The organism is Flavobacterium sp. (assembly GCF_013822155.1).
Classification (GTDB): Bacteria; Bacteroidota; Bacteroidia; order Flavobacteriales; family Flavobacteriaceae; genus Flavobacterium.
This window is the reverse complement of record NZ_PNJW01000012.1, coordinates 58,555-71,728: the sequence shown is the minus strand read 5'-3', so window position 1 is coordinate 71,728 and position 13,174 is coordinate 58,555. Positions and strand designations below refer to the sequence as shown.

Below are 13,174 nucleotides of genomic sequence, written 5' to 3'. Positions count from 1 at the left end.
AGCTAATGAGGGCATATCAAAATATTTTATAAGGTTTAGTAATATTTTTTACACTAAGAAATACTTTTAAAGTGTAATTAAACGAACTCAAGTAGTTAAGAGATAAATAAGTAAAAATTATACAAAGAGTATTTTCAATATTCAAAGTTGAGATAATCAAGTAGATTTTCAGCTTTCCAAAAGTTGTATTACTCTATCATTTATTTCAAATACCCTTGAAGGGCTTTTCATCTAGTGAGCCACTCATTTTTGATGAGTTAATTCAATATACTTCAAAGTTCAAACATAAAAATGAAAAAGTCAATGCGGGAAAACACGTATTTTCTCAAATTTTTAGTCTAAATATTTAATTATTTTAGTTTAACCAGTTTTTTGAACAGTATTAATCCATTAAAGAATATCCAAAACAGTGCCAAAATTAGAATGGAAATTACTAGCTATCTAAAAATAATTAGTAGTACAAAAATGCGGGTTTTCCCGCATTGACAATTTGAAATAAAAATAAGACCTTTAACAACTAAATTTAAACATTATTTTTATGGCAATAGACAAAAATACAGGAGAAGTAATTACTCTTAAAGTAGCAGTAAATTACACGTATTCTTTCCAAAATGAAAACCCTAATGCAATTAAATCCTTTTTTGTCGGAAAAGAGAAACTGGATCGTATCCTGGAGCAGGAAGACTGTATAGGAATACGTATCTATAATGGAAATGATACCGAAACAAATAAGGAAAACAGGGTGTTAGTGGGAGTTGACAAAGACGGTGAGGATATTAGCGGAGGTGTAATTGTAGAAGAATTATCTCCTTGTCCTTCGCACTGCCCTAAGTCAAGTCCGTTGATAAAACCATAAATTTTGTACACAGTTGTTTTTTATATTGCTCTTTTCATAGGCCTTATTCCTTTATTATTATTGTTCTTGAAGGGAAACGCTTTTAATTGGAGTCATCTTGTTGTACCTTTTATTTGGCTTACTGCTATAGCTTCTGCTTATGAGTTTGTGGGCACGCATTTGTTAAAAATAAATACCGCATATTGGTTTCAGCTTTATCCTCTGCTGTCATTTTTATCATTACATTATTTCTTTTCACGTTTGTTAAAGCCTTTGTACAAAATTGCTTTCAAGATTTCCTTAGTCCTGTTTGTCATTGTATATGGTATCTCATTTTTTTATTGGAGTGAGAACAACAAACTTATTTCATCAGCAATAAACAGAAGTTTTATTACGCTTTTTGTACTCACTTTTTCTTCGGTATGGCTTAAAAACCTGTTTTATAAATTAAAAAATCTTGATCCATTTGAAAAGATAGAGATTCCTAACCTGTGGCAAAGTGAAGTGTTTTATTTTGTAGCAGGAATGGCGATTTACTATTCAACGACATTTTTCTTATTTTTATCGAGCAATTTTATTTTTGACAGTAATATGTACTTTTATGATTATTGGTTTGTAAATGTAATAGCAACATTAATTTTTAGAATATTTCTCATTATCGGAGTATGGAAAATGAAGCAGGATTAAAACTAATATTTTGGATAAGTACTTTGGCAATGCTATTGCTTATACTTGCCTTATTTTCGTTTGCCTTAATTTATCGAAAAAATACATATAAGCTCAAACAAAAAGAATCTGAGAATCTTTTAATAGCATCTTTAGAGTCCGAAAAAAGAGAACGACAACGGATTGCGGCTGACTTTCACGATAGTGTTTCTGGAGATTTGAATGCTATCCGTAATTATATTACCATCTTAGACAGGAGTGAAGACAGCCCGTTCAATAAAACGATTCTAATGGAAATAAAATCAGCTTTGGATAATACATTGAGCAATATACAGCACATAAGTTACAACCTGATGCCTCCGTTATTAGAAACTCTCGGGTTTGTTCCTACATTAAATGATTATTTTGAAAGAATTAAAAAACTGAATAATATAACTATAGCTTTCCAATACTATCAAAAAGATTTGCCGGTTTCGCCGTCAGATGCTTACGAATTGTTCCGTATTATTCAGGAACTTATTTCCAATATGCTCAAACACGGAAATATCAACTACATACATTTTTCTATTGAAAAAAATAAAGAAATTATTGAAATAAAAATTACAGATGACGGTATTCCTTTCAATTTTTATCAAAGTTTACGAAATACTTCAGGTATGGGATTGAAGAATATCATCTCAAGGGCCAAACATATAGGGACATCAGTGACACAGATCCCTTCCGAAAAAGGAAATATAATAATAATCCAATTAAATAAATAATATGTTATGTTCCGTATAGCTATTGTAGATGATCATATTCTTTTCAGAAAAAGTCTTAAACTTTTAATAACAAGCTTTGAAAATATGAAGGTGGTTGTCGAAGCTTCCAACGGAAAAGAGCTTTTGGAAGTATTGGAAACTGTTTCCGTAGATATACTACTACTTGACCTTCAAATGCCTGAAATGGATGGTTTTGAAACATGTCGAAAGATAAATGAACTGTATCCTGATATAAAAGTACTAGTATTGACACTCAGGGATGATGCAAAAACCATAAGAGAGGTAGTAGAGCTTGGGGTACAAGGATATTTTACCAAAAATACAGACCCTTCAGAACTGGAGAATGCCATACTGAAACTGAGTAACGATGGGTTTTATTTCGAAAAAAGCTTAACTTCAATAATACAGCACATTTTAGAGGGTTCTTCTCCCAAATTAAAAACCGAAAAATCCCAGATTTTTAGTGATCGGGAAATGGAGATAGTTCGTTTGACTCTGAAAGAACTTAGTGGCTCAGAAGTAGGTGTTAAGTTAAGTATCAGCCCAAAAACAGTAGAAAAACATAAAAGAAATCTTATGGAAAAAGTTGGTTCCAAAAACTTTATAGGCGTTATTACATATGCTTTGCTTCACAATTTATTGTCTGTCAATGAATTAAAAGATTAAAAAACATAGAGATTATCTAAACATTTTAAAAAGCTGCAAATAACTTGCAGCTTTTTTTATTCTGCAAAATAGGTAGTATTATCTCAAATAAGCCAAACGAAGATTATCACGGTCAAATGGAGAACTAAAACCATTTTCGGCTTTTCTGCTGTCTATTTTTATCCCGGCTTTTTTAAATAAAGCAACTTATCACATCATTAAATATCGAAAAAATTATGGCAGAAAAAAAAGATTTGTCTTACTACGAGTTAAGATTACGAGAACTTCTTATTAAGAGTTTTCCTGAGCTGGCAGGCGATAAGACATTCATTACTCAACGTTCTAATCGGGCAGCAAATGTTTATGAAGAAACATTTATAGCTGGAAATAGAATAGAACAATGCAACGAAATTGCCAATTTTATTCTGTTTGAGGGATTACATTTTTCAAAATTTGATACGGTCTTTCAAGTCGTGAGCAATGAGTTTGACACTATCATGGCTGATGAGAAACTTCATCCTTTTGCTCTGAAAATGTTTCCTGTTTGTGAGCCTGTTTTCTCGGGCTATGAACTAACCGATGACTTCGCATACAGCCATGAGTTTGATTTACTCTACACTGAAATAACCGGAACCATCGCAATATGGATAGCCGAAAATGGGCTTCAATAAAAAGAAACATCTCCAACAGAATATTGATGCCTTACGAATTGCTTTTAAACTAGAAAAGGAGAAACGACAAGCCACCGTGGGCGAAAGACTGCTAATGATGCAATACAGCGGATTTGGTGGTCTAAAATTCGTGTTGAACCCTATAGCGAATGAAATAGACATCAATCATTGGAGGAAAACGGAACACGACCTTTTTCCACTCACACAGGAACTCCACCAGCTACTCAAAGAAAATTCCGAAGACGAAAAGCAATACCGCAAATATGTAGATAGTATGAAAAGTTCTGTATTGACGGCTTTTTATACACCGCCACAGGTCATTGATGCTATTTCATCTGTTTTTCGTGAAAGTGGTTTGAACATTGAAAAATTCCTTGAACCGTCAGCAGGTATCGGCTCATTCTTACAGTTCTTTTCAGAAAACCAAAATAGTGCTACTGCTTATGAAAAAGACTTGCTTACAGGCAAGATATTAAAACAGCTTTATCCCGAAAGCAATATCCGTGTAAGTGGTTTTGAAGAAATCCCAGACAAGGAACAAAACAGCTATGATGTAATCGCCAGTAATATTCCGTTTGGCGATACTTCGGTATTCGACCTTTCCTATTCCCGAAGTAAGGACAGTGTAAAAGTGCAGGCTGCCCGAAGCATACACAATTACTTTTTCCTGAAAGGTACTGATATGCTCCGTGAGGGTGGAGTTTTAGCATTTATTACCTCGCAGGGTGTTCTTAACAGTCCTAAGAACGAACCGATACGAAAGGCGTTGATGCAGAATAACGATTTGGTTTCAGTTGTGCGATTGCCTAATAACCTGTTTAAGGAATATGCAGGAACGGAGGTTGGCAGTGATTTGATTATACTGCAAAAGAACACAGCAAAACAAAGTCTGACCGAAAGGGAAAATCTGTTTTGCCAAAGCAGGCAAACAGAATATAATACACATGGCAATGCTTTCTTTCAGAACAGCACAAGGATTATACATACCGACCGAAAATTAGATACTGATCCTTATGGGCAACCTGCACTAATCTATACGCACAAAGATGGGGTTGAGGGAATTGCCAAAGACCTCAAACAAATGCTTACTGAAGATTTTGGCAAATTCCTGAATTTGAGGCTATACAAAGGTGAACGGAAAGAAGAAACTGTTATCCAAATTCCGATTGAACCAAAGGTCACACCTCTGGTTATTGAACCTGAAATAGTTCAGCCGAAATCTGCATCAGTTCCCGTAATTCATTTGGAAAGCAAACAGGAACTAAAACAGTTGAGCATTTTTGACCTGTTTGAAAATGCCAGCGAACCTTTATTGGTGGTTGCTCCACCCGAAAGAACGAAGCAACCCAAAAGACAAACCACTAAAAAAAGACGAGGCACAACAGACCGCCAAACTGACCTGTTCAGTAGTGCGATTCAAAACCCTTATATACCAACGATTACCGATAGAACTTCTAAAAGAAATACATCAGCCAACGAATCAAAGCAGGAAGCTATCGACGACTTGTTTTCGGGTATCAATGGGAATGACCTGGTTGCTGTACCAGCCGTTACCGACACCATTCCCGAACCTGCGCCGTATGGTGAAGAATTAAAATCATTCCATCGAAACGATTGCCTTGTGGTGGATAATGGTTGGGTCGGTCATCTGCAAGATGTAGATATATCAAATGGTACGGCTGTATTCCATCCATTGCAATTACCATCTTCGCAAAAAGTAAGAGCCGAAGCCTACATAGCGGTACGGGATATTTACCAAGATCTTTATAACAAGGAGGCGAAGTTTCAGACCGAACACAAAGAAGAAAGAGAAAATCTTAATCAATTATACGATGCCTTTGTAAAAAGATTCGGAAACCTCAATAGTGCCGATAATATCAAGCTCATCAAAACGGACAGCTCTGGAAAGGAAATCCCTTATCTGGAACGTGTGGTTGGTAGCGTGGTTCACAAAGCCGATATATTCAGCCGACCTGTTAGTTTTTCTACCTTGACAATAACAACGGACAATCCCGAAGAAGCATTAGCGGCTTCGCTCAACAAATACGGAAGTGTGAATTTGTACTATATGTCCGAAATCAGCGGTATGACAGGCGATACCTTGAAAGAAGATTTACACGGCCGTATTTACTACAATCCTCTACAAAAGGAATATGAAATATCCGAACGCTGGATTGCAGGTAATGTAGTTGAGAAAGCCCTAGAGGTAAAAAAATATCTCGAACGCAATCCTGATGATATTGAAGCCAAAGTAAGCCTTACAGTATTAGAGGAGGCAAGACCAAGACGTATTGAATTTGAGGAACTCGATTTTAATTTGGGTGAACGCTGGATACCCACAGGCATTTATGCTCATTTTGCTTCACATCTTTTTGATACTGACGTACTTGTTCACTACTCTGAAAGCTCCGATGACTTTTCAGTAAAGTGCGACCGTAAGAATTTGCATATATGGGAAAAATACGCTGTTAAAGCTGAAAGTAGGACGTTTGACGGGGTTGCTTTGCTCAAGCATGCCCTTGTTAATACCACACCTGATATTACCAAAAAAATTACGATTGGCGACCAAGAAGTAAAGGTACGGGATATGGAAGCTATACAAATGGCGAATACAAAGATTGACGAAATCCGCACCACCTTTACCGAATGGCTCCACGCCCAAAATGATGAGTTTAAAAACAGGCTGACCGATCAATACAATGATACTTTCAATTGTTTCGTCCGACCAAATTATAACGGAAGTCATCAGGAATTTCCGGGATTAGACCGCAAGGCATTAGGTATCGAAGACCTTTATTCCAGCCAAAAGGACACGGTTTGGATGATAAAACTGAACAATGGTGCCATCTGCGACCACGAAGTAGGTGCGGGGAAAACATTAGTAATGTGTGTGGCAGCACAGGAAATGAAGCGTTTGGGTCTGGCACACAAACCAATGATTATCGGGCTGAAAAGCAATGTTCACGAAATAGCCGAAGCCTATCGCACGGCCTATCCACACGCTAAAATCCTGTTTCCTGGCAAAGAAGATTTTACGCCACAAAAACGCCTGCGGATATTCGGTGATATTAAAAACAACGATTGGGATTGTGTAATTCTGACACATGACCAATTTGGTATGATACCACAGTCTCCTGAAATTCAAAAGGAAATTCTGCAAATAGAATTGGACAGCGTAGAGCGAAACCTCGATGCACTGCAATCACAAGGCAAGGAAGTTACCAGAGGTATGCTTGCTGGAGTAATCAAGCGGAAAGAAAACCTCGAAGTCAAACTCAAAACCTTGCAACACGATATTGAAAACCGCAAAGATGATGTAGTGGATTTTAAAATGATGGGCATTGACCATTTGTTTGTGGATGAAAGCCACCAATTTAAAAATTTGATGTTCAACACAAGACATTCAAGAGTTGCTGGATTAGGCAACGTAGACGGCAGTCAAAAAGCATTGAACCTGCTCTTTGCTATCCGTACAATTCAGGAACGTATTGATGCGGATATGGGAGCAACTTTTCTTTCGGGTACAACTATCAGTAATTCGCTGACGGAACTATACCTCTTGTTTAAATATCTGCGACCACGGGCATTGGAAAAACAAGGTATTCATTCTTTTGATGCGTGGGCAGCTATCTATGCAAGAAAAACGACCGATTACGAGTTTTCGGTTGCCAATAATATTGTAGCAAAAGAACGCTTCCGCTATTTTATTAAAGTACCGGAGCTTGCCCAATTCTATTCCGAAATCACAGATTACCGAACGGCAAAGGATATAGGTATTGACCGCCCCAACAAGAACGAGGTATTGTATAATATACCGCCTACACCTGACCAGGAAGAATTTATCCAAAACCTTATGCAGTTTGCCAAAACGGGCGATGCTACCTTATTAGGAAGAGAACCTTTATCACAAAGCGAAGAAAAAGCGAAGATGCTTATCGCCACTGATTACGCCCGTAAGATGTCGCTCGATATGCGTATGGTAAACGGTATGTACGAAGACCACCCCGACAACAAGGCATCTCATTGTGCAGCAAACATTGCTAAATATTACAACCAATACAACGCACAAAAAGGAACACAGTTCGTTTTCTCCGATTTGGGAACATACAAACCTAACGAATGGAATGTGTACTCAGAAATTAAACGCAAACTCAAGGAAAACTACGGCATACCGGCACACGAAGTTCGCTTTATTCAGGAAGCGAAAAGTGATAAGCAACGCAAGGAACTTATCAAAGGTATGAACGAGGGTAAAATTCGCGTGCTGTTTGGTTCTACAAGTATGTTGGGGACAGGTGTCAATGCACAGAAAAGAGCTGTTGCCGTTCATCATTTGGATACGCCGTGGAGACCAAGTGACCTTGCTCAAAGGGACGGCAGAGCTGTTCGTAAAGGCAATGAAATTGCCAAGTTTTTTGCGAACAATAAAGTAGATGTGATTATCTATGCCGTAGAAAAATCATTGGATAGCTACAAGTTTAACCTGCTGTACAATAAACAGCTATTCATAGACCAATTAAAAAATAACAATCTTGCCAAACGAACCATTGACGAGGGCAATATGGACGAAAAATCGGGAATGAACTTTTCGGAATATGTAGCTATTCTTTCGGGAAATACCGACCTGTTGGATAAAGCCAAATTAGAAAAACAGATTGCAGGATTAGAAAGCGAAAAACAGGCATTCAACCGTTCAAAATATAGTGCGAAGTATAAATTGGAAGACTATACGGCTGAACTTGATAAAGCCCAATCCCGCTTTGACCGTATGAACCTTGATTGGGAAAATTTACAGGAACGCATACAAAAACGTTCGGACGGTACGATCGCAAATCCTGTACAGTTGGACGGCTTGTCGCCCAATGCGGATATTAAGCAAATTGGTGCAAAGCTCAACCAGCTTGCGGACAAAGCCCGCACCGGAGGTCAGTATGAAGAGATTGGTAGCCTATATGGTTTTACACTATTAGTTAAAACTGAAATGTCCGAAAAAGAAGGTGTTGATATAAAAGTAAATCGTTTTTTAGTGCAGGGGGAAGGAAACATTAAGTATACCTTCAATAATGGTATAATAGCATCCGAGCCAAAAACGGCTTCAATGAATTTCCTTAAAGCTTTGGAAAAGTTACCTAGTTATATTGAGCAGGAACAAAAGAAAATTAACGAACTAAAAAAAGACTTGCCTATTCTTCAGGAAGTTGTAAACGATTCATGGGCAAAGGAAAGCAAATTATGTGATTTAAAAACAGAATTGGCGGCTATTGAGAGGAAAATCCAATTATCTATTGCTCCTGAACCTAAAGAAGAACAAACAGAGTCTGTAAAGGAACAGGAATCGGTTTCTAATAATTCTGAAAAAATATTTGGGACAAAAGGTAATCATTTATCAAGAGGTGTGTTGTGAAACGTTCTACGATTGTAATAAAAAAAAAGTAGCTGACCACAATAAAGTGCCAGTTTCTTTTTTATATACTATTTGAATTTATCCCTGTTGCACCAAATGCTGTAAATCCGGGTCATTCTTGATACGTTCCAATTCTGTTTCGATAATTTGGACAATATCCTGCTTTACCTGACGGTAATTGGCTTCAATTTCCTGTTTCATCAGGTTTTCTCCGTTTTCATCTATAAAAGAAAGTATTGGTGGTATCTTCTTATAGGCTTTGGTTTCAGCGATTACCTTGTCATTGTCCACAACGATTTCCGCATGGAAAATCTTCTGTTCAATACGCTCATCGAAGTTATCTGATACCGCTCCCACAAACATACCTTGTGTTAGTGTGGAAATTTTGGAAGCTGGTATTAAACTATCAAGCTGGGTAGATATTGAAGTAGATTTGTCGTTACGGTTGATGGTCATGCTTTGTCGTTTTTGCAATACTTTCCCGAAACGTTCTGAAAGGCTTTTGGCCGTTTCTCCAACAACCTGCCCGCTGAAGATATTACCGACAGTATTCTGGATTACTTTGCTTTCCTTGTCGCCATAATCACGGGTTAATTGCGAGTAATCCTGAAAACCTAAACAAACAGCTACTTTATTGCTTCGGGCAGTTGCTATCAGATTATCCAGTCCTCTAAAGTAAATCGTAGGTAACTCATCAATAATTACTGAACTTTTAAGTTGTCCTTTTTTGTTAATGAGCTTTACAATTCTGGAATTGTAAAGCCCCAAGGCAGCAGAATAAATATTCTGCCTGTCGGGATTGTTTCCTACGCAAAGTATTTTAGGTTCTTGCGGATTATTGATGTCCAATGAAAAGTCATCTCCAGTCATCACCCAGTAAAGCTGCGGTGAAATCATTCTTGATAAAGGAATTTTTGCTGAAGCAATCTGCCCTTGCAATTGATCCTGTGCTCCGCCCTGCCAGGCATCCATAAAAGGAGATAGATAATTTTCTAGTTCGGGATATGAGGTAAGAATGGTAAATACGTCTGAATACTTTTTGTTTAGTAGTTCAATAGCGTGTGGAAAAGTACAATATCTACCACTATCGTAGATTTTCAAAAACCATATAATAGCAGCCAGTAAGATAATCGGGGATTCTACAAAGAAGTCACCCTGCTTCTGTATCCAGCTACGGTTCAGATTTAGCATTATGGTATAAGCTGCTTCGTAAGCATCGGATATATCCGTCATAAAATCGGGATTTAGCGGATTACAGCGATGGCTTTTTCTCGGGTCATCGAAATTGATAACATAGAACTTTGGCTTTATCTTATATTTGTCTGTATGTTTCAGCAGGTGATTATAAGCAATGGTGGAAAGATCATCAAACTTAAAATCATAAATGTACATACTAAAACCTTTCTCAATATGCTGCTTGATAAAACTATTAACGATAGCGTAGCTTTTACCGGAACCTGGAGTTCCTAACACTATTGTAGCTCTAAAGGGGTTTACCACGTTAATCCAACCATTGTTCCATTTCTCTTTATAATAAAACTTGGTAGGTAGGTTTACCGAATACTCATTTTTCATCAGTCTAATTTCCTGCTGAAAACTTTCATTTTCATTATTGAAAACATCATCCATCAAGTTGTTCTTCAGCAATCGACCCATCCAAACACCTGCCATAAGCAATGCTATATATCCCAAACTGATGGTTAGTATATAAAAGAAAGCTGCCATATTCATAGGCAATTTCAATAAAGGTGTGTTTAGGAAAAAAAGTATAACACCGATGACTAAAGCTGTAATTATTTTAGACCATGTAATTTTCTCGTTTTTTACCCCTTTTGTTCCCAAACAACTTAATGCCAACAAAACAAAAGCAAACATTTTGGTATATAATGTATGGGAAAACAAACTTGCCTTTCTTTGAAAATTCCACAATATTTTATTGATAGTTTCGTGTGTCCATCCCTTGTCGAGAAAGAAACTGTGACAATACCAATAGAGATGCATCAGTATTAGAATGATACTTACTGCACGCATAAATGCCATAATTTTGGCAAGCCCTCTTAAATCATCTTCTCCCTGCATAATTTTATACTTAAAATGTTATTGTTTCTTTTTATGTTTTTTCTTTTTCTTCATTTGGTTGATAAAAGCCTGTTCCTCGTAATCTTGCGCATATACTTCAGGAAGCAGTCCACCGAATCCTTCTATCAGTCCTGAATCATATATAGTACTTACTCGGGTCAGGAAATCAAAAAGTTCGTGAGGCTGTTCATTTTCCCCCAAAGGGATATCTTTGTTTACTACAGGTATTTTATCATGTGAAACAGCTTTTCGCTTTTCTGCATTCTGCTCACTCCACCAATCGTTGAATACGTTAGCAGATAGGTTCTTCCCTAATTGTGAACCGTTCCAAACCGTTTGGGATTCGTGGTCTATAAAGGTCATTCCATAAATACGTCCTTCATCATTTCTTCGTACAACGGTATTGATGCCCTGCTTCGTCAATTGTTTTTTAAAACCGGTTTCATCAGAAGCAATATTCATCGTTGCTTCAATCGTATTTTTAAGCAGAATTCTTACTGGATTTGATTTCAAATGCTCTTTAGATTCCATAAAATGTTTTTGAAGCTGTACAAACCCTGCTCCTTTACCAAAGAGAGATGCCTTGAAAGGATTACTTACTTTTTCTCCCTGCTCATTCAATGCAAAATAAACCAGTCCTTGTCTGGACTGTCCGTGTAATTCACCACTAACTTCTTCGGCTCTGATATTGAATAAAAACAATAGAGCATTGTAAGTGCCTAAGCTTTGAAACCTGTAATGTTTAGGGAGGTATCGGACTACTGAAGCAATCTGACTTTTTATATCGCCTGCCCGATAATTTACCGGACGGAAAATCTTGTCGTTCTGTTTATGCTCTTTATCCGTTGCAGGTATCAATCTGTGTTTCTTTTCGAGATCACGGCAGACATTCATAGACCGCATTTTCTCAAATTTATCCGAAATCTTTTTACCTGTTTCGTCCACACAAACCGAGACTATATGAATATGGGTGCGATCAATATCTGTATGCTTGAAAACCACAAAAGGCTGCTCTCCGTAACCCATTTCTCTCATATATTCTTTCGCCATTTCCCTGAATTTGTCATCACTTACTTTGTCTTTCGGGTTGGGATTGAGCGAAATATGCAACGTATGATATTGCGTATTGCGATTTGCGATGAGGTAAGGAGTAAAAGATTGAGCTAATTGAGCTATGGAATAATGACCGTTTAATGACTCTACTATCTTATGGGCAAGCAATACTTTTCCATTTTCCTGTTCTACTTTTTGTTGATTGTAGGTAAGAACCCCTGTCAGATTTTTTCCTCTACTGATTTTAGCTATCATTTTTACCCTCCTTTTTCAAATATTTTTCTTCAAATTCCTGTGTCAGCCGAATAATTTTTTGACATAATACCGCCATTTCAGCCGTCTGTTTTTCCAGTTTAAAGAGATAAGCACCCGCTTTTTTCTCTGAAAAATTGCGGTAAAGTATCTTTACTACCTGATTATAATTCACACCAACTGCACGGAACTGACCGTATAACGTCGTCAAACGCATATAATAATCCATTGTCGCCTTATCTATTTTTATAGTTCTAACTGTTTTCTTAAAAATACAGGCTGTGATAAAGTGAGCCATAACATTCATTCCTGATTGCTCAAAGAGTGAAAGAAAGCGTGCATTATCTTCTGCATTTAGTGATATGGAATAGCGAAACACTGCAGGATCCTTTTTCGGATTGCGACCTCCTTTACGTAATTGTTTGTTTTTATCTTCCATCATAAATCCATTTTAAATTCAAAAAATCCTGACTTCGGAGGGATTTTCAGCCCACTGCAAGGGCAAGTTGTTTTGAGCTGCGGGATACTTTCCAAGCAGCTCAAAACACAACTTGCTCCTTTCTGATGAAAGGAAAATCCGCCCTTCGGACGGATTAAATGTAGCAGGGAAAAACAGCTTCGGGCTGTTCCTTTTCATACAGGATATGTCAGCTAGCTTTTGCATAAATCCGTTAATAAAAATTTATTTACAAAGTAAAGCTCTGTTCGTGAGAGTATTGCAATGCAATATCCGCACAAACACAGCTTTTGAGTGCCAAACACTACCACTATGGTAAAAGCATAAAAATACCTGCATTTCTTTGTGCTT

The 13,174-nt window shown here is 37.2% G+C and carries 9 protein-coding genes; 6 read left to right on the top strand and 3 right to left on the bottom strand.

Annotated elements, in window-relative coordinates; all coding sequences use genetic code 11:
- Positions 1-538 precede the first annotated feature (538 nt).
- The 6 genes from C0512_RS05185 to C0512_RS05160 all read left to right on the top strand — a co-directional run bounded on the left by C0512_RS05185 (position 539) and on the right by C0512_RS05160 (position 8,982).
- Positions 539-856, top strand: a complete 318-nt coding sequence (locus tag C0512_RS05185) for a hypothetical protein (protein WP_290859465.1) — start codon at positions 539-541, stop codon at positions 854-856.
- A 3-nt stretch (positions 857-859) separates the two neighbouring features.
- Positions 860-1,522, top strand: a complete 663-nt coding sequence (locus C0512_RS05180; protein WP_290859464.1) for a hypothetical protein — start codon at positions 860-862, stop codon at positions 1,520-1,522.
- Complete coding sequence (locus C0512_RS05175; protein ID WP_290859462.1) at positions 1,501-2,262, top strand: histidine kinase; 762 nt, start codon at positions 1,501-1,503, stop codon at positions 2,260-2,262. Before C0512_RS05180 ends, C0512_RS05175 begins: the two co-directional genes overlap by 22 nt.
- Before the next feature lie 6 nt (positions 2,263-2,268).
- Positions 2,269-2,928, top strand: a complete 660-nt coding sequence (locus C0512_RS05170; protein WP_290859460.1) for a response regulator transcription factor — start codon at positions 2,269-2,271, stop codon at positions 2,926-2,928.
- 212 nt (positions 2,929-3,140) lie between these two features.
- Positions 3,141-3,578, top strand: a complete 438-nt coding sequence (locus tag C0512_RS05165) for a DUF1896 domain-containing protein (RefSeq protein ID WP_290859473.1) — start codon at positions 3,141-3,143, stop codon at positions 3,576-3,578.
- On the top strand, positions 3,565-8,982 hold the full coding sequence (locus C0512_RS05160; RefSeq protein WP_290859459.1) for an N-6 DNA methylase: 5,418 nt from the start codon (positions 3,565-3,567) through the stop codon (positions 8,980-8,982). The genes C0512_RS05165 and C0512_RS05160 overlap by 14 nt, the downstream gene beginning before the upstream one ends.
- A gap of 78 nt (positions 8,983-9,060) precedes the next feature.
- Here C0512_RS05160 and mobC read toward each other — a convergent pair whose 3' ends face one another.
- The 3 genes from mobC to mobA are packed head-to-tail and all read right to left on the bottom strand — an operon-like array spanning position 9,061 to position 12,808.
- On the bottom strand, positions 9,061-11,061 hold the full coding sequence (gene mobC / locus C0512_RS05155; protein ID WP_290859457.1) for a conjugal transfer protein MobC: 2,001 nt from the start codon (positions 11,059-11,061) through the stop codon (positions 9,061-9,063).
- 18 nt (positions 11,062-11,079) lie between these two features.
- Positions 11,080-12,369: a conjugal transfer protein MobB gene (gene mobB, locus C0512_RS05150; protein WP_290859455.1), complete on the bottom strand. Its 1,290-nt coding sequence runs from the start codon at positions 12,367-12,369 to the stop codon at positions 11,080-11,082.
- Positions 12,359-12,808 (bottom strand): conjugal transfer protein MobA, encoded by a 450-nt coding sequence (gene mobA, locus C0512_RS05145; protein WP_290859453.1) that lies wholly within the window; start codon positions 12,806-12,808, stop codon positions 12,359-12,361. Before mobA ends, mobB begins: the two co-directional genes overlap by 11 nt.
- Between the last annotated feature and the right edge of the window lie 366 nt (positions 12,809-13,174).